The sequence below is a fragment of the Faecalibacterium sp. I4-1-79 genome (assembly GCF_023347235.1).
In the GTDB taxonomy this organism is placed as follows: Bacteria; Bacillota; Clostridia; order Oscillospirales; family Ruminococcaceae; genus Faecalibacterium; species Faecalibacterium tardum.
The window spans coordinates 2,385,436-2,401,468 of record NZ_CP094467.1 but is presented as its reverse complement, the minus strand read 5'-3'; the positions used below and the strand labels follow the sequence as shown (position 1 = coordinate 2,401,468).

Here is a 16,033-nt window from a genome sequence, read left to right as displayed (position 1 = left end):
CATTTCAAATCGTCCCACTGCAAAAAAGCTGCCGCACAAGCTGTGCAGCAGCCTTACCGGTGCCGGGCTTATTCCTCGATGCGGATGGCGCTTACCGGGCAGCTTTGGGCTGCGGTGACGGCCTGCGGCACCTCCTCCGGCGGGATGGGGCCGGGCTCTGCCACAGCCAGAACTCCCTCCATGCGGAACACTGCGGGGCACAGCCCGGCACACTGGGTACAGCCGATGCACAGTTCAGGGTCTACGAATGCGTTCATGCAAACACCTCCTCGTATAATAAAATAGTAGTATTTATAGACCGCTCTCCAGCGGAATGCTACAATAGTTTCAGGGTGCTGTGGATTGGTGAGGCGTTACTACCGCAAAGACGGTTTTTGGGAGGCTCCAACCACAGCTTCTTTGTTGAAATGTTAATCAGTTAGATACCGCCAGACGGTTTATTTAGAACGAGGTTACAAGAGCAAAGAAGTCTGTGGTCCTGAACAGCATCGAAATAAATACGCCGGAGGTATCAAAATGGTTTGTGTTGGAATTGACGTTGCCAAGGATAAGCACGACTGCTGTATTCTCGACTCGGACGGAACGATTCGTGCCGACTGCATTACCATCCCCAATAACATGGATGGCTTCAAGCAGCTGCTTCAGACGATTCGAGACTGTACCAAAAAGTCAGACAAAATAAAAGTAGGACTTGAGGCTACCGGACATTACAGCTACAACATTCTTGGATTTCTTCTTGACAATGACCTGGCCGTCTATGTCATGAATCCTTTGCACACCAACCTGTACCGAAAAAGTCTCAGCCTTCGCAAAACCAAAACCGATCGTGTGGATGCAAGAACGATTGCAACTATGCTATTGTCCGATGTAGACCTCAAGTCCTACACGGATACAGCATACCATAACGAAGAGTTAAAGTCACTAACAAGATACCGATTCGATAAGGTTCGTGAAAGAGCCAAGCTGAAGCAGTCAGTGTCCAGACTGGTCACGATTCTGTTTCCAGAACTGGAGAAGCTCGTTCCCTCTCTCCATATTGCTTCGGTTTATGCGCTCCTCAGTGAATATCCCGGTGCAAAACAGATTTCAGAAATTCATCTCACCAAGCTGACAAACCTTCTTGCGACAGCATCCAAGGGTCGTTATGGCAAAGATAAGGCTATCCAGATTCGAGATGCTGCCAGAACTTCCATTGGTTCCGTTATGCCTGCTAAATTTCTGGAACTGAAGCATACCATTAAACTCATTCGGGAACTCACCTCCGAGATTGATGAAATTGAAGTTTCTATTCAGAAAATCATGGATGAACTGAATCCACCGATTCTTTCTATTCCCGGTGTCGGTATCCAGTCAGCAGCCATGATTCTTGCTGAAATCGGTGATTTTTCCAACTTTGAATCTCCTGACAAAATCCTTGCTTACGCTGGCTGCTCTCCATCTACATACCAGTCCGGAAAACTTACAAACTGTTACGCTCACATGGAGAAGCGTGGTTCTCGTTATTTGCGATATGCCCTCTACAACGCAACCAAGTACGTCTGCCACTGGAATCCCGTCTTTGCTGAATATCTTGCCAAGAAACGTGCTGAAGGAAAGCACTACAATGTTGCCTTATCCCATGCCACGAAGAAACTTGTGCGGCTAATCTATGCCTTGCAGAAATCTGGCAAAGCATATCTTGTAGCTGCCTGATTCTCTCCAGAGCCTGAGCCAAATCCAAGAACAACTTAGCTGGCGCAGCGAACCCTTGACAAACCGAAGCATTCAAATGCTATTCTGTTTCTGCGAGGGTTGGCCGGGCTTGCTTTGCTATTCTCTCCGTCGCCCTCGCTGCATTGATTATGGCATTTGAATGCTGTTTGTCAGGGGCAGCAGTCGGCAGACGGATTTTTTCATTTTGGGGCTTGACTTTTAATAGTTAGTCTTTGCGGAAAGCATTGCCCGTTTTGCCGCAAATTATGCCTATGCAAGCGGTTTACGGTGTGGTACAATAAGACCGCCGGGAACCGGCAGGAGGAGATAAGATGAATATCCAGATCTTTGGCACGAGCAAGTGCTTTGATACCAAAAAGGCGCAGCGCTATTTCAAGGAGCGTGGCATCAAGTTCCAGATGATCGACCTGAAGGAAAAGGGCATGAGCCGGGGCGAGTTTGATAACGTGGCGCGCGCCTTGGGCGGCTGGGAAGCGCTGGTAAATCCGGCAGCAAAGGACAAGCAGACCCTTGCGCTGCTGGACGCGCTGGTGGACTGGCAGAAGGAGGACAAGCTGTTTGAAAACCAGCAGCTGTTCAAGACACCCATCGTGCGCAACGGACGCAAGGCCACTGTGGGCTACCAGCCCGAGATATGGAAGGACTGGGAATAAAAAGCCTGCTTTCACAAAAAAACCACCGGTACAGGTTTTGCACTCTGCGGCCGGATGTGGTATACTGTTAGGCAGACAAAAAACTTTGGGAGATTCAGACCAATGAAAAATACGATCACCCCGGAAGAACACGCCCGGATCAAGCGCCGCCGCTGGCGGCAGACCTTGGGTCTGCTGATCACGGTGCTGGTGCTCATCGGGTTTATCACGGTGCTGCGGGCCGGTGTGGGCCTTGTGGCAAACCTGTTTGACGATACCGCACAAAAGCAGGAATACGAGGACAAGCTGGAAGGCCTGGTATTGTTTGACCCCATGCCCTTTGACGGCATTGAGAACATCAATGACCTGACCCTGCGGGAGGCAGCTGTGTGGGGCTGTGTGTACAGTATTCAGGAGACGCAAGGCGGCTTTGATAACTACAATACCGACCCCGAGACCGAGCAGCTTCTGCTGCCCTCGGTGGAAGTGGATGCCTATCTGGCAAAGCTGCTGGGCCCCGGCTTCAAGCTGACCCACCGCAGCTTTGACATGGAGGATATGACCGTCGAGTTTGACGAGACCACCCAGTGCTACAAGATCCCCATCACCGGTACGGTGGGCTACTACCGCGCCACCGTGGTCAAGCTGTTCAAGCGCAGCGGCAAGCTGCACGTTACCGTGGGCTATATCCCCACCGCCAGCGCAGATGACAGCATCATCAACCCCTCCTCGGACACCCCCACCAAGTATATGGATTACCTGTTCGAGCGCCAGAGCGGCAGCTGGTATCTGACCGGCCTGACCGAGAGCGAGACCAAGCCCGAAAGCGCCGCAAGTTCCGCTGCCGCGCAGCCGGAGCCTATGGCAGAAAGCGATGTGCAGGACGCCATTCTGGCCACTGCCGGAGACTCTGCTGCGGCAGATTCGGCTGCTGCCTCGGCTGTCCAGCCGGAAGCGCAGGCAGAAGCAGGCGCTGACAGCGCCGTGACAGAAGCCCCCGCCGCTGAGGATGCCGCCAGCACCGCAGCGTAAAATGTAAATATAAAAGGGACCGTTGCACAGCCTTGTGCAGCGGTCCCTTTTATCGTGGGACGATTTTGAATGGCCGACGCATGCGCTTTGGCCATATTCAGCGGAAAGACTATTTATAATTTGCACCCCGGGAAAATCTGCGGATTTTCCCGGGGTGCTTCTTCACGGCAGGGGCGCAGCGGAAAACGGCTTCCTGCCTGTGTGTTACCTCAAATCAAACCGTACCACCACCAGCCGATACCACAGGTAGGGCACCATGTTCCAGATCATCCACAGCTCCATCAGGATGTAGTTGGGCAGATCGCGCCAGCGGAAGGGGCGCTTGCCCAGTTTGCCCGCTTTGAGCAGGGCAAATGCCTCGTGCATGCCCTTGTCCCAAGCTTCGCCAAAGCCTTGCTTGTGGAACTTGTAGCACTTGAGCAGATAGCCCAGCGCCAGCGGGATAAAGTTGAGTACCAGCATCAGCAGCGGCTCGTTTTTGAGCGGCAGCAGAATGCTGTTGCGGCCGCTCTGCTGGCTTTTAAAGGCGTTGTAGCGCACTGCACCGGTGCTGGCACCGCAGATGTGGTAGCACTTGGCAGTGGGGCAGAGCACGTTTTTGTAACCGGCATTGTTGGCGCGCCAGCTCAGGTCTACGTCCTCAAAGTAGGCAAAAAAGTGCTCGTCAAAGCCGCCGATCTCGTCCAGAATGCTTTTGCGGTACAGCGCTGCGCCGCCGCAGGCCGAGAAGATGCGCTTTTGCTTGGTGTAGCGGCTGACGCGGCGGCCATCGCCGGTCTTGCAGGCAAAGCCCATCCATGTTACATAGTCCCCGGCATCATCGGCCAGTTCCCGCTCAAAGTGCCGGATCATCAGGCTTTGCACCGCAAAAATTTTGGGGTCGGCATCGGCGGTGCGCAAAAGTTCTGCCAGCCATTGCGGCTCGGCAAAGGCGTCGTTGTTGAACAGCACCACATATTTGCTCTGCGCCCGGGCAATGCCCTGATTCACTGCGTAGGAAAAGCCGGTGTTGCGCCCGTTTTCGATCAGGGTAAAGTTGGGGCGGGTGCAGTAGCTGCGGGCTTGTTCCAGACTTTCATCGGTGGAACCGTTGTCCACCACGATCAGGTCAAAATCCTGCTCAGTCTGGGCGTAGATGGACTCGATGGAGTCCTTCAGCCAGCCCTTGCCGTTGATGTTTGGGATAATGATGGTCGCTTTTATCATAAAAGTTACTCCTGTTTTCGTCAATTACAGAGAGAGTATATCATATTATCGCAAAAATGCAAACCTCTCGGATAACGCCTGCCCTCGTTTGCAAGGTAATGCCCGGGGAGCTGTGACAGAATTGGCTAAAAAAATTGTATGAACCCCTTGACACAATCTGAAAAATGAGTATTATTGTATTAGGCACTTAACACAGAAACACAAAATGCAGGGAGGGCTACGATGAGTGAACAATTTGATTCCAGCCGTCCGATCTATGCGCAGCTGGTAGAGCGGTTGAAGGCGAAGATCCTTGCGGGGACATACCCGCCCGGAGGACATCTTGACTCGGTGCGGGATATGGCCGCAGCCGCAGGGGTGAACCCGAATACCATGCAGCGTGCGCTGGCACAGCTGGAAACGGAGGGGCTTGTCCGGACCGAACGGACGGCGGGCCGCTATGTGACGGAGGATACCATGTTGATCGAACAATTGCGTGCCGCGACCGCGGAAAAGTTCGCGGAAGAATTTCTGGAAAAGATGCGGGGCATCGGGTACAGCCCGGCGCAGGTCGCCGAATTGCTGGCCCGTCAGACGAAAGGAGAACCGAATCATGAGTGAACTTCTGACCTGTGAAGGGCTGACAAAACACTACGGCGCAAAAACCGCGCTGGACGGTGTGGATCTGCACATCGGCTTTGGGAAGATCGTTGGCCTGCTGGGGCCGAACGGCAGCGGCAAGACCACCCTGATCAAACTGGCAAACGGTCTGCTGCAGCCTGACAGCGGCAGCATCCGGATCGCCGGGATGAAGCCCGGCGTGGAGAGCAAGGCGATCGTATCCTACCTGCCCGATGCCGACTGGCTTCCCGGCTGGATGCGGGTAGAGCAGCTGGTGAAGATGTTTGGGGACTTCTATAAGGACTTCGATCCGGCCCGGGCGAATGAGATGCTGGCAAATCTGGAACTTTCCCCCAAAGACGTCCTCAAGACCCTTTCCAAGGGCAACCGGGAAAAGGTGCAGCTCATCCTTGCCATGAGCCGGAATGCCCGGCTCTATCTGCTGGATGAACCCATCGGCGGCGTGGACCCGGCGGCACGGGATTATATCCTGCACACCATCCTGTCCAATTACAGCAAGGACGCGACCGTCCTCATCTCGACCCACCTGATCGAGGATATCGAGCCGGTGCTGGATGAGGCCATCTTCCTGAAAGAGGGAACGGTCTTTGCTCACCGCAGTGTGGATGAGATCCGTGAGAATGAGGGAATGAGCGTGGACGCATATTTCCGGGAGGTATTCAAATGCTGAAAAATCTGTTGAAGTATGAATTCCGGGCGACCGGACGGACCTATGGCGGCCTGTATCTGGTCTGGCTGCTGGTTGCGCTGGCAATGGGGATCTCGATGCGGGACGAAGTCTGGGACAATGGCAGCAGCCAGATCTGGGCATACCTGATGTTTGCCTACTTTGCCATCGGGGTTGCCATCGGAGTGGTCTGTATTGTGACGATCATCCAGCGGTTCACCAAAAATCTGTTGGGGCGGGAGGGCTATCTCATGCACACCCTTCCGGTCCATCCAGAGCAGCTGGTTGCGTCCAAACTCATTTCCAGCATGGTCTGGGTGATCTGCAGCGGAGTGGTCGGGATCCTGTCCGTCCTTCTGATGCTGGTCGGCCTGGGCGCCTTCGAGGATTCCAAAACGGTCATCAATGGGGAGACGATCACGACGGGCTGGGGCGATGTCCTGAAATTCAGCTGGAAGGAGATCCAGAGCATCGGCGGTGAATTCTGGAGCGAGCTGGCGTGGATCATCGTCCTTGGTCTGGCGGGCGTTGCAGTCCTCATCCTCTGTATCTACGCCGCCTGCATGATCGGGCATCAGTTCAGGAACCATTCCACGATTGCCAGCATTCTGGCCTTCTTCCTGTTGCAGCTGATTCAGGGCAAACTGGATGCAGGCGGCGGGATCCGGGTGATCGTTGGCTCTGTGGCAGCGATGCCGATGGCTTATTCCGCCAGCGGCAATCCCTGGCTCGTCCTTCTTGTAACGATTCTGATCGGCGCAGTCTATTTTGTCCTTACCAGCTGGCTGATGAAAAATAAGCTGGATCTGGAATAAGCATAAAAACCAAACCCCGGCCGTTGCAGATGAAACATACTGCAAAGGCCGGGGTTTATGCGGGAAAATTATTTTGCGAGAGCCTTTTCAATGTTCGCCAGAATGGTGTCGTGATCCTCGGCGCAGACCAGAACCACTTCGCCGGTGGGGGCTACGGTGACGGTGGCAGCCTTGGCCACGAGGTACTGATCCTCCAGATAGTGCTCCATGGATTGCTGCTCGCTGGCAACGTAGGCCTCCAGTGCTGCCTTTACCTCATCGGTCTTGCCCTCGGCAGGCTTCACGATGGCAACGGCGTAGCTGCGCACCATCATGCTGGAAATGCTGGCGGCAAAGGCGGTGTACTGGCCGTCCTCCAGATTCAGCAGGGGCATCAGGATGTCCCGGATCTCTTCGTTCAGCTGGTCGGGCTCGTACTCGGCGCTGTAACCGTCAATGGCGGTAAACTTGCCGTCCTCGCCCTTGGTGAAGATCATATCGTACTCGTTGTCCTCGTCGCTGCGGGCGTCGTGGATGATCTGGGCGTAGTCCTTGGGGGTGGAGCTGTCGGCCTTGCTGCCGCCGGAGCAGCCCACCAAAGTAAACAGGGTCAGCCCTGCCAGCAGGGCGGCGATGAATTTTTTCATAGTATTGCATTTCCTTTCATAGTGCTGTGTGTGGAAGGCGCAGCCGGGCGCGCACGTTACAGGTAGTGTGTGCCGGTTTTGGGCTGCTATTCTGGATACGAACCACCGCACCGCAAAATTGCAGGGAAAAAGTAACAGTTTTATGAACAGCGTCCGTTTACAGCATCAAAGCGTCCAGATCGCCGTGGTTCACCGGGGTGGACAGGATGATCTGGGTGCTGGTGGTGCCCAGCTTCTGGAACTGCAAAATCAGATGCTCCAGCTGTGCCATGCTGCCGCAGCTGACCTTGACCAGAAAGGTGTACGCACCGGTAACGTGGTAGCATTGCAGCACCTCGCGGCTGTTTTGCAGCAACTCCAGAAAGGCATCCTGTTTGGAGGGGGCCACCGAAAGGCTGATGAGCGCATCCACATACATTCGGTCTGCCGGACGGTTCAGCGTGACGGTGTAGCCGCTGATGATGCCGTCCGTTTCCAGCTTATGGATACGGCTGGAGACTGCCGGGCTGGTAAGGGACACCTGCTCCGCAATTTCTTTGACGGGCATCCGTGCGTTTTTGGCCAGAAGGGTAAGAATTTTGCGGTCAAGATCGTCCATAAGAGGAGCCTCCTTCAAAAATATGTTGGATTGTATAAAATTTTCTGAAAGTAAAGTTTTTATGTTGTGCAAACCCACGGAAATGGAATAAAATTTCGTTTCTGAAATTCTATGTTAATTATATAAAGTTTTTGCGAAAAAGTAAAGTATTATTTTAAAGTAAAATCCGAAAATCCTGTTTGACAAGAAAAGAAAAACGGGTATAATACATCATGCGAGGCAGCGCAATGAATAAAAGTCTGCCAATGATATTGAGATTCACCACTTTATATACTTTCCCACCCCTCTATACACAAAAACCCGCTGCCAGGCGGGTTTTTGTGTTTGTTGGGGCTTTTTCCTTTTTCACAAAAGGGTGCAACGGTAAACAATGGACTTGCCCTGCGGAGCAGCTGTTTCCGGTCACGACTCCACCCGTGAAAATGCAAACCCGGAAAGTCCGCAGACTTTCCGGGTTTGCTCTATATCAAAATACTATTCCGCTGATGATAGCCAGAGCGCAGCGGAGGCTATTTAAATCGTATGCGCCTATCAGACCAGATAGCCCTCAAAGCAGTGCAGGTCCTCGGTCTTGACGATGCCTTCCAGATACAGCCCGTCCTCCCGGTATTCTTCCACCTGTACGCTGCCGCGCTCCCGCATGGGGGCGGCAAGCCCCAGCTTGTCGTAGGGCAGCAGAACCCGGATGGTGTGCACCCGGTCGCTGAGCACCTCGTCCAGCTTTTGCAGCAGCTTGTCCAGCCCGTAGCCGGTCTTGGCGCTGGTCAGCAGGATGTCGGGGTCAAAGCTCAGGGTGTTGGGTTTGTCGCACTTGTTGTACACGGTCAGGCGGGGGATATCGGCGCAGTCCAGCCCGTCAAGCACTTCGTCGGTGACAGAAAGCTGCTCCTCGCGCTGCTCGTCCCCGGCGTCTGCAACCCGGATGATCACATCAGACCATGCGGCTTCCTCCAAGGTAGACTTGAACGCCTCCACCAGATTGTGGGGCAGGCGGGACACAAAGCCTACTGTGTCCACCAGCAGCACCGCCATGCCGCTGGGCAGCACCAGCTTGCGGCTGGTGGGGTCCAGTGTGGCAAACAGCATATCGGCTTCGGCTACGCTGGGGCCGCACAGGGCGTTCATCAGGCTGGATTTGCCCACGTTGGTGTAGCCCACAAGGCTTACCACAGGCATCCCGGTCTTGGCGCGGGCCTTGCGGCTCTCGCCCCGGCGCTTTTCCATCTCGGCCAGCTTCTCGGCCAGCGCATCAATGCGGGCGTGCACATGGCGGCGGTCCAACTCCAGCTTGGTCTCACCGGCACCGCGGCGGGCACCGCCGCCACCGCCACCGCCGCCGCCCTGACGGCTCAACGCCTCGCCCATGCCCTGCAGGCGGGGCAGACGGTAGCGCAGCAGCGCCAGCTCGGTCTGCAGCTTGCCCTCGTTGGTCACGGCGCGGCTGCGGAAGATCTCCAAGATCAGCATGGTGCGGTCGATGACCTCCAGCCCGCCCAGCGCGTTGGAGATGTTGCGGATCTGGCTGCCGGTCAGCTCGCCGTCAAACACGGCGCATTCCGCGCCCAGCGTCTGGGCGGCAAGGGAGGCCTCCTCCAGCTTGCCGCTGCCCAGCACGATGCCGGTCTCCGGGGTCTGGCGCTTCTGGGTGATCTGCGCCACGGCTTCCATGTGGTTGGCCTCGCACAGGGCAGAAAGCTCTGCCAGACTGCGCTCGCAGTCCCAAAGTCCCTGATCCAGTGCCAGCAGCACCACCTTTGTGGGAGGGGTCTCGGTCAAAATATCATAAAGTTCGCTCAAAGTAAGTCCTTTCTGTTATCGTAGCGTTCTTTTGTCAGCAGATAGCACCGGCATTCCACCGGTGTGCCGTCGAATTTGTGGTAAACATCGTCGTGGTGGTACACAAAGCCGGCCTTTTCCATCACCCGGCCGCTGGCGGGGTTGTGCACCGCATGGCAGCAGGTGAGAAAGGTGCCGCCCACCTGATGGAACCAGAAATCCACCACAGTCTGCAGCGCTTCGGTGGTAAAGCCCTTGCCCCACCACTTCTGTCCGATGCAGTAGCCCGGCTCCCAGATGCCGCCGGAGAGGTCCAGCCCCGGCCACCTGGTCTTTTGCTGCGGCTCACCCAGCAGGGCGTTGTATACGGAGATGGAGCCAAACACCTGTCCGGTGGCTTTTTCCACCATGGCCCACTGGTAGTAATCGGGGTTCGGATACAGCTCCGCCCACGCCGAAAGCAGCTCCCGGGTCTCGGCAGGGCTTTTGTGCGGCTCCCAGCGCAAAAAACGGGTCACAGCCGGGTCGTTTGCCCAATTTGCATACATCTGCGGGGCGTCCTGCGGCAGCAGACGGCGCAGCAGCAGCCGGTCGGTTTCCAGTTCTAGTGTGCCGGTGTGGCGCATGATACATCCTCTCCCTTTTCTCAAAAGTTATTCCTAAAATAGCACAAAAACAGCCGCGCCGCAAGCGAAATCAAGAAAACCGCTTGACCGGATGGGTGAACTACGATAAACTGAAGGATGAAATCTTTTTATAGGGAAGGGAAAGTATCGATGTTGGATGTGCGCAAACTGTTGACCCGGCGTCCGCTGCTGTTCGATGGCGGCATGGGTACCTATTATAAAACAAAACCGGGGCAGGAGTGCGAACAGGCAAACCTGACCGACCCCGAGGGCATTCTGGCGGTGCACCGGGCGTATCTTGCTGCCGGAGCGGACGCCATCAAGACCAACACCTTCAGCCTGCCGCGTCTGGCGGCGGCGCAGCAGCCCGGCTGGGAGCAGCTGGCAGATGCTGGCTGGCAGCTGGCAGCAAAGGCCGCAGGGGAGACCGGCGCGGCAGTGTTTGCGGACCTTGGCCCCGCACCGGATACCGAGAATACCCCGGCAGAGCAGGTGTATCTTGCCGTGGCAAAGCGCTTTGCACTGCTGGGCGCACGGAATTTTCTATTCGAGACCCTGAGCGCCGAGGACGGCGTGCTGGAAGCGATTCGTGCGCTGAAGCAGACCGTGCCGGAGGCCTTTGTGCTGGTGTCCTTTGCGGTGCTGCCGGACGGCTACACCCGCGAGGGTCGTTACTGCGCAGACCTTGTGCGCCGCATGGCGCAGAGCGGCGTAGTGGATGCCGTAGGTTTGAACTGCGTGTCTGCCCCGGGCGCGATGCGGGCACTGGTACAGCAGCTGGGAGATGCGGGACTGCCTCTTTCGGTCATGCCCAATGCGGGCTACCCGGTGGTGGCACGGGCGCAGGTGCGCTATCAGGGTAAGCCGGAGTATTTTGCCCGGGAACTGAGCCGCCTTGCCGCCGAGGGCGTGCGCATTCTGGGTGGCTGCTGCGGCACGACACCGCAGCATATTGCTGCCCTGCGCACCGCACTGGATGCTCTGCCGGAAACGCTGCCCACTGCCCCGGCGGCAAAGCCTGCCGAAGCGGCAAAGCCTGTGGTGGAAATGGACGACGCCTTTCTGCGCAAGCTGCGCGCCGGGCAGCGGGTCATCGCGGTGGAGCTGGATTCCCCCAAGGACGCCGACCTGACTGCCTATCTCGAGGGTGCCCGCCGGTTGCAGGCTGCCGGTGCCGACCTGCTGACCATTGCAGACTGCCCCATTGCCCGGGCGCGGATGGATTCCTCGCTGGTAGCGTGCCGGGTGCATCGGGAGCTGGGCATGAACGTGCTGCCCCACATGACCTGTCGGGACCGCAACCTGAACGCCACCAAGGCACTGCTGCTGGGATTGTACGCCGAGGGTGTGCGGGAGGTGCTGGCCATTACCGGCGACCCCATCCCCACCGCCGAGCGGGACGAGGTGAAAAACGTGTACCAGTTCAACTCCCGCAAGCTGGCGCAGTATATCGTATCGCTGGCCGGGGAGGGGCGGGAGATGCCCAGCCCCATCACGGTGTTCGGTGCGCTGAACCTGAACGCCCGCAACTTTGAGGTGGAGCTGCGCCGCGCCGCAGAAAAGCTGGAAAACGGTATGAGCGGTTTCCTCACCCAGCCGGTGCTGTCGGCACAGGCGGTGGAAAACCTGAAAAAAGCCCGGGAGACGCTGGGTGAGCAAGCAAAAATTCTGGCCGGCATCCTGCCGGTGGTCAGCCAGCGCAATGCGATCTTTATGGAAAACGAGGTCAACGGCATCCATGTGGATGAGGCCATCATCCAGAAGTTTGAGGGGCTGGACCGCGCCGCAGGTGAGGAGCTTGGACTGGAAGTCTCGGTGCAGGCAGCTAAGGCGGCTGCGCCCTATGCGGATGGCTTTTACCTGATGACCCCCTTCAACCGGGTGGCGCTGATGGAGCGGCTCATTGCCCGCCTGCGCACGGAGGTGACGGATTGAACAACGTAGAACGAGCGCCGGAAGGGGAAAAAGCACCGCTGCTCAGCATCATTGTGCCGGTGTATAAGGTGGAAAACTATCTGCCCAAATGTATTGATTCCATTCTGGCGCAGACCTTTACGGACTTTGAGCTGATCCTTGTGGACGATGGCTCACCGGACGATTGCCCTGCGCTGTGCGATGCCGCCGCCGAAAAAGATGCCCGCGTCCGGGTGATCCACCAGAAAAACGGAGGATTATCTGCCGCCCGCAACGCCGGGCTGGACGCAGCAAGGGGCGCATGGATCGGCTTTGTGGATTCAGACGACTACATTGCACCGGAAATGTATGAAGTGCTGTACCAAGCCGTGCAAAGCACCGGGGCGGACCTTGCCCTGTGCGATTACGCCGAGGTGGACGAGGCGGGAGTGCCATGTCAGTCGATACACGTCCGTCTTGAAAAAAAGGTCTTTGCCGGGCAGAATTTACTGAAAAATGCTACGGATTCGATGATCCAGCCTGCGTGGAACAAGCTGTACCGCCGCGCCGTCTTTGCGCAGCTACGCTACCCGGAGGGAAAGCTGAACGAGGATCTGTTCCTGATCCCGGAGGTCTGTTTGCAGATCCAAAAGGCCGTGGTGGTGCCAAAGGCGTTGTATTATTATGTGCAGCGCGGCGGCAGCATTATGAGCGGCAATAAAACGCTGCGCCATTTCGACGCTGCCGAGGCGGCACAACGGTATTGGGACTGTCTTGTGGAAAACGCTGCATACGATGCACTGGCAAATGCGGCAAAATTTACGATGGGCAGCGTGAGCCGGGTGTACCGGCAGCTGCCCCTGGCGCTGCGCAAAGCACCCCGCAGCCGGGAAATGCTGCGGATGCAGTTTAAGGTGGTCAGCCGCACCCGGAGGTACTGCGCCGTCCCGGGCGGGCTTTGGCTGCAAAGCTGGCTGCTGTGGCACTTTCCGCAGACATACAGTCGTCTGCGGGAACTCAAGGGCTGAGGAAAAAGAGAAAAACGCATGAGAACACGCTATTCTATCATCAACATGATGGTCAACATCGGCGGGCAGTTTCTGACGATGCTGCTCTCCTTTATCAACCGGATGGTGTTCATCCACTGCCTTTCGGCTGCCTATCTGGGCGTCAGCGGCCTGTTTACCGATGTGCTCAGTATCCTTAATTTTGCGGAGCTGGGCATTGGTACAGCTATGGTGTTCAGTATGTACGAGCCGGCCGCTCGGGATGACGAGCGGAAGCTGGCGCAGCTGATGAACCTGTACAAGTGGATGTACCGGGCGGTGGCGGCCACGGTGCTACTGTTCGGGCTGGTGTTGCTGCCGTTTCTGCCACACCTCATCAAGGGCGGCGAGGGCATTGAGCATATCACACTGATCTACATGATGTATGTGGCAGCCTCGGCCAGCTCCTATCTGCTGAACTACAAAAGCTCTATCTATCAGGCCTATCAGAAGAGCTATCTCTGTACCGGATGGACTCTGGTGTGCGAGTGCATCCGCACCGTCGTGCAGATCGTGGCGTTGCTGCTGACGGGCAACTTTATCCTGTACCTTGCCATCCAGCTGGTGATACAGTTTATACCCAACATCATGATCTCCCGCATGGTGGATAAGGAATTTCCCTACTTAAAGAAATACCGTGAACTGCCGGACAGGGAGGAGCGGAACGGTATCCTGAAAAACATCGGCGCCATGAGTATGCACAAGCTGGCGATCGTCATTGTGCGCAACACGGACAGCCTGCTGATGTCCTCCTTCATCGGGCTGGCAACGGTAGGAATTTACTCCAATTACCGGCTGGTGCTCAACGCGCTGAACAACCTGATGACCAAGGTCGTCACAGCCTTTTCCGGCAGCGTGGGCAACTTTGCGGCCCTGGAAAACTCTGACCGGCTGTATCAGGTGTATAAAGAAATGGATTTTCTCTTTTTTGTGCTGTCCGGCTACCTGACCGGCGGGCTGATGATGCTGCTCAATCCCTTGATCGCTCTGCTGTTTGGCGAGGAATACTGCTTCCCGATGGCGACCGTTGTGATCATCGTAACGGAATTTTACATCACGCGGATGCGGCAGACGAACCTGTTGTTCCGGGAGGTCATGGGACTGTTCTGGAACGACCGCTATAAGGCTGTGGCAGAGTCCGCCATCAATCTGGTAGTCTCCCTTGTGCTGGTGCAGCGTTACGGCATGACCGGTATTATCGGGGGCACTATCATCAGCACGCTGTGCACCTGTACTTGGATAGAGCCTTACATCTTTTTGAAATACGGCGTTCAGGACGCATGGCAGAAAAAGCTGCGGGCTTATTTTGCGCAGTATCTAAAGCGGCTGCTGCTCACGGCAGCGGTCTCGGCGGCAGCGGTGCTCTGGGTGCGGCGCTTCCCGGTAGACAACTTCGGCGTTTTTATTCTGGACGGTGTGCTTTATACAGCCGTATTCGCAGGGCTGATCGTATTGCTCTACCGGCGCAGCGCGGAGTACGCGGAGCTGAAGCGGCGTGTACAGGAGATCTTGAAAAGGAGAGCCGGATGAATACAAAAAAAAGCCCCCTGATCTCGGTGATCGTACCGGTCTATAAGGTGGAAAAGTATCTGCCCGCGTGTCTGGACAGCCTGCTGGCGCAGACCTACCGGAATTTTGAGCTGATCGTTGTGAACGATGGTTCGCCGGACGACTGCTGGCAGATCATGCAGCGCTATGCGGCGCAGGATGCCCGGGTGCGCATTTTCAACAAAGAAAACGGTGGGGTGTCCTCGGCGCGCAATTTTGGGTTGGATGTGGCAAGGGGCGAATACATCGGCTTTGTGGATTCCGATGACTTTGTGCTGCCGCAGTATCTGGAATGGCTGTACGATGCCTTGTGCAGTTGCGGCACTCGCATGGCTATGTGCCGCTACCGCAGCATACGGGAAAACGAGCCCCTGTGGACAGTGACGGAATGCCCGGCACCGCAGAGGATCACGGCGGAAAACTACTCGTGGATGCGGGAATGGAGCGGCGGGCACTGCTGGCGGATGCTGACCCACCGGGAGCTGCTGCGGGATATCCGTTTTGATCCGGCATTGCTTTATGGGGAGGATACCCTGTTTTTTGTGATGGAATTTCTCGAGGCTGGCAGTCTGGCGTTTTTGAACTGCCCGCTGTATGCCTATCTTGAACGACCAGATTCTGCCGTGCGGCAGAAGCCGAGCCTGCGCTTTTATACGGCAGCACTGGCATGGGAACGGGTCTGGCAGCTGGCAAAGGCGCAGCCGGACCCCTTCCGCAGTACTACGGATCAGCGCTGCATCATGTCCTGCGCCGAGGTATATTTCCGGCTGGTCAACCAGCCGGAGCGGGACCCGGAAAAGGAAAAAACACTGCTGGAACTGGCAAAGACGCACCGCCGCGCTGCGTGGAAGATCCCGTTAGAGCACAAAAGCCAGAAGCTGCAGGCGCTGATGGTGAGCTACTGCCCGCATCTGGGCGCAAAGGTGTGGAAGCTGGTGCGTTGGGTGAAAGGTTTGAAAAACTGATTGACAAATCCCACAAAAAACGTTATATTCTTTTTATAAATGCGTTGAAAAAGAGTGTGCATCGTCTGGGACCGCACAGAGAGCCGGGGGCAGCTGAAAACCCGGCGGGATACCGGCGGGGCACTGTCACTTTGGAGCAGAAGCGGTGAGCTGAGCCGGTAAGCCGCTTTCGGGTCTGCCCTACGTTACAGGGGCATCAAGGGGCGCGGAGCTTTCCGCGCAATTTGGGTGGTACCGCGGTCATGTATTTACAGCCGTCCCATGGAACG

General features: G+C 56.4%; 16 protein-coding genes and 1 other annotated feature. Of the genes, 10 read left to right on the top strand and 6 right to left on the bottom strand.

Going from position 1 to position 16,033, the window contains the following annotated elements; translation table 11 throughout:
* Window positions 1-68: 68 nt before the first annotated feature.
* Window positions 69-257, bottom strand: coding sequence for a ferredoxin (locus tag MTP36_RS11900; protein ID WP_005925145.1), 189 nt, complete (start codon window positions 255-257; stop codon window positions 69-71).
* Window positions 258-516: 259 nt separating this feature from the next.
* Here MTP36_RS11900 and MTP36_RS11895 point away from each other — a divergent pair, with 259 nt between their 5' ends.
* From MTP36_RS11895 to MTP36_RS11885, 3 genes are all read left to right on the top strand, one after another.
* Window positions 517-1,692, top strand: a complete 1,176-nt coding sequence (locus MTP36_RS11895) for an IS110 family transposase (RefSeq protein ID WP_005936957.1) — start codon at window positions 517-519, stop codon at window positions 1,690-1,692.
* A gap of 332 nt (window positions 1,693-2,024) precedes the next feature.
* On the top strand, window positions 2,025-2,366 hold the full coding sequence (locus MTP36_RS11890; protein ID WP_005925148.1) for an arsenate reductase family protein: 342 nt from the start codon (window positions 2,025-2,027) through the stop codon (window positions 2,364-2,366).
* Between the two features lie 102 nt (window positions 2,367-2,468).
* Complete coding sequence (locus MTP36_RS11885) at window positions 2,469-3,377, top strand: Ice-structuring protein (protein WP_249250910.1); 909 nt, start codon at window positions 2,469-2,471, stop codon at window positions 3,375-3,377.
* Window positions 3,378-3,581: 204 nt separating this feature from the next.
* On the opposite strand, the gene MTP36_RS11880 is transcribed toward MTP36_RS11885, so the two are convergent.
* Window positions 3,582-4,583, bottom strand: a complete 1,002-nt coding sequence (locus MTP36_RS11880; protein ID WP_249250908.1) for a glycosyltransferase family 2 protein — start codon at window positions 4,581-4,583, stop codon at window positions 3,582-3,584.
* A 222-nt stretch (window positions 4,584-4,805) separates the two neighbouring features.
* Here MTP36_RS11880 and MTP36_RS11875 point away from each other — a divergent pair, with 222 nt between their 5' ends.
* From MTP36_RS11875 to MTP36_RS11865, 3 genes are read left to right on the top strand one after another with little or no spacing between them, the layout of a single operon-like run.
* On the top strand, window positions 4,806-5,183 hold the full coding sequence (locus MTP36_RS11875) for a GntR family transcriptional regulator (RefSeq protein WP_112121824.1): 378 nt from the start codon (window positions 4,806-4,808) through the stop codon (window positions 5,181-5,183).
* A complete protein-coding gene (locus tag MTP36_RS11870) occupies window positions 5,176-5,874 on the top strand; it encodes an ABC transporter ATP-binding protein (RefSeq protein ID WP_055186056.1) in 699 nt (232 codons plus the stop codon). The genes MTP36_RS11875 and MTP36_RS11870 overlap by 8 nt, the downstream gene beginning before the upstream one ends.
* Window positions 5,868-6,686 (top strand): hypothetical protein, encoded by an 819-nt coding sequence (locus MTP36_RS11865; protein ID WP_118658272.1) that lies wholly within the window; start codon window positions 5,868-5,870, stop codon window positions 6,684-6,686. The genes MTP36_RS11870 and MTP36_RS11865 overlap by 7 nt, the downstream gene beginning before the upstream one ends.
* A gap of 68 nt (window positions 6,687-6,754) precedes the next feature.
* Here MTP36_RS11865 and MTP36_RS11860 read toward each other — a convergent pair whose 3' ends face one another.
* The 4 genes from MTP36_RS11860 to MTP36_RS11845 form a co-directional block, all read right to left on the bottom strand.
* On the bottom strand, window positions 6,755-7,312 hold the full coding sequence (locus tag MTP36_RS11860) for a DUF4358 domain-containing protein (RefSeq protein ID WP_249250906.1): 558 nt from the start codon (window positions 7,310-7,312) through the stop codon (window positions 6,755-6,757).
* A gap of 157 nt (window positions 7,313-7,469) precedes the next feature.
* Entirely contained in the window at window positions 7,470-7,910 is a 441-nt protein-coding gene (locus MTP36_RS11855) for an Lrp/AsnC family transcriptional regulator (protein WP_015536797.1), read from the bottom strand.
* Between the two features lie 531 nt (window positions 7,911-8,441).
* Window positions 8,442-9,707 carry a GTPase HflX gene (gene hflX, locus MTP36_RS11850; RefSeq protein WP_249250897.1) on the bottom strand — a complete coding sequence of 422 codons (1,266 nt, stop codon included), beginning with the start codon at window positions 9,705-9,707 and terminating at the stop codon, window positions 8,442-8,444.
* Window positions 9,704-10,312, bottom strand: a complete 609-nt coding sequence (locus tag MTP36_RS11845) for a GNAT family N-acetyltransferase (RefSeq protein WP_249250895.1) — start codon at window positions 10,310-10,312, stop codon at window positions 9,704-9,706. The genes hflX and MTP36_RS11845 overlap by 4 nt, the downstream gene beginning before the upstream one ends.
* Window positions 10,313-10,462: 150 nt before the next feature.
* Between MTP36_RS11845 and MTP36_RS11840 the strand changes: the two genes are divergently transcribed.
* The 4 genes from MTP36_RS11840 to MTP36_RS11825 are packed head-to-tail and all read left to right on the top strand — an operon-like array spanning window position 10,463 to window position 15,764.
* The gene (locus MTP36_RS11840; RefSeq protein ID WP_249250894.1) at window positions 10,463-12,247 is read left to right on the top strand and encodes a bifunctional homocysteine S-methyltransferase/methylenetetrahydrofolate reductase; all 1,785 of its coding nucleotides are present in this window, start codon (window positions 10,463-10,465) and stop codon (window positions 12,245-12,247) included.
* A complete protein-coding gene (locus MTP36_RS11835; protein WP_249250892.1) occupies window positions 12,244-13,233 on the top strand; it encodes a glycosyltransferase family 2 protein in 990 nt (329 codons plus the stop codon). The genes MTP36_RS11840 and MTP36_RS11835 overlap by 4 nt, the downstream gene beginning before the upstream one ends.
* A gap of 18 nt (window positions 13,234-13,251) precedes the next feature.
* Window positions 13,252-14,781: a lipopolysaccharide biosynthesis protein gene (locus tag MTP36_RS11830; RefSeq protein WP_249250890.1), complete on the top strand. Its 1,530-nt coding sequence runs from the start codon at window positions 13,252-13,254 to the stop codon at window positions 14,779-14,781.
* A complete protein-coding gene (locus tag MTP36_RS11825; RefSeq protein ID WP_249250889.1) occupies window positions 14,778-15,764 on the top strand; it encodes a glycosyltransferase family 2 protein in 987 nt (328 codons plus the stop codon). The genes MTP36_RS11830 and MTP36_RS11825 overlap by 4 nt, the downstream gene beginning before the upstream one ends.
* A gap of 35 nt (window positions 15,765-15,799) precedes the next feature.
* Window positions 15,800-16,029: a binding site (T-box leader), on the top strand.
* Window positions 16,030-16,033 lie beyond the last annotated feature (4 nt).

What these genes read in the sequence shown, in the direction of transcription:
- MTP36_RS11880 (WP_249250908.1), bottom strand. Translation starts at nt 4,583, where the DNA reads ATGATAAAAGCGACCATCATTATCCCAAACATCAACGGCAAGGGCTGG.
- MTP36_RS11870 (WP_055186056.1), top strand. Translation starts at nt 5,176, where the DNA reads ATGAGTGAACTTCTGACCTGTGAAGGGCTGACAAAACACTACGGCGCA.
- MTP36_RS11890 (WP_005925148.1), top strand. Translation starts at nt 2,025, where the DNA reads ATGAATATCCAGATCTTTGGCACGAGCAAGTGCTTTGATACCAAAAAG.
- MTP36_RS11885 (WP_249250910.1), top strand. Translation starts at nt 2,469, where the DNA reads ATGAAAAATACGATCACCCCGGAAGAACACGCCCGGATCAAGCGCCGC.
- MTP36_RS11865 (WP_118658272.1), top strand. Translation starts at nt 5,868, where the DNA reads ATGCTGAAAAATCTGTTGAAGTATGAATTCCGGGCGACCGGACGGACC.
- MTP36_RS11840 (WP_249250894.1), top strand. Translation starts at nt 10,463, where the DNA reads ATGTTGGATGTGCGCAAACTGTTGACCCGGCGTCCGCTGCTGTTCGAT.
- MTP36_RS11845 (WP_249250895.1), bottom strand. Translation starts at nt 10,312, where the DNA reads ATGCGCCACACCGGCACACTAGAACTGGAAACCGACCGGCTGCTGCTG.
- MTP36_RS11895 (WP_005936957.1), top strand. Translation starts at nt 517, where the DNA reads ATGGTTTGTGTTGGAATTGACGTTGCCAAGGATAAGCACGACTGCTGT.
- MTP36_RS11900 (WP_005925145.1), bottom strand. Translation starts at nt 257, where the DNA reads ATGAACGCATTCGTAGACCCTGAACTGTGCATCGGCTGTACCCAGTGT.
- MTP36_RS11860 (WP_249250906.1), bottom strand. Translation starts at nt 7,312, where the DNA reads ATGAAAAAATTCATCGCCGCCCTGCTGGCAGGGCTGACCCTGTTTACT.
- MTP36_RS11875 (WP_112121824.1), top strand. Translation starts at nt 4,806, where the DNA reads ATGAGTGAACAATTTGATTCCAGCCGTCCGATCTATGCGCAGCTGGTA.
- MTP36_RS11825 (WP_249250889.1), top strand. Translation starts at nt 14,778, where the DNA reads ATGAATACAAAAAAAAGCCCCCTGATCTCGGTGATCGTACCGGTCTAT.
- MTP36_RS11830 (WP_249250890.1), top strand. Translation starts at nt 13,252, where the DNA reads ATGAGAACACGCTATTCTATCATCAACATGATGGTCAACATCGGCGGG.
- MTP36_RS11855 (WP_015536797.1), bottom strand. Translation starts at nt 7,910, where the DNA reads ATGGACGATCTTGACCGCAAAATTCTTACCCTTCTGGCCAAAAACGCA.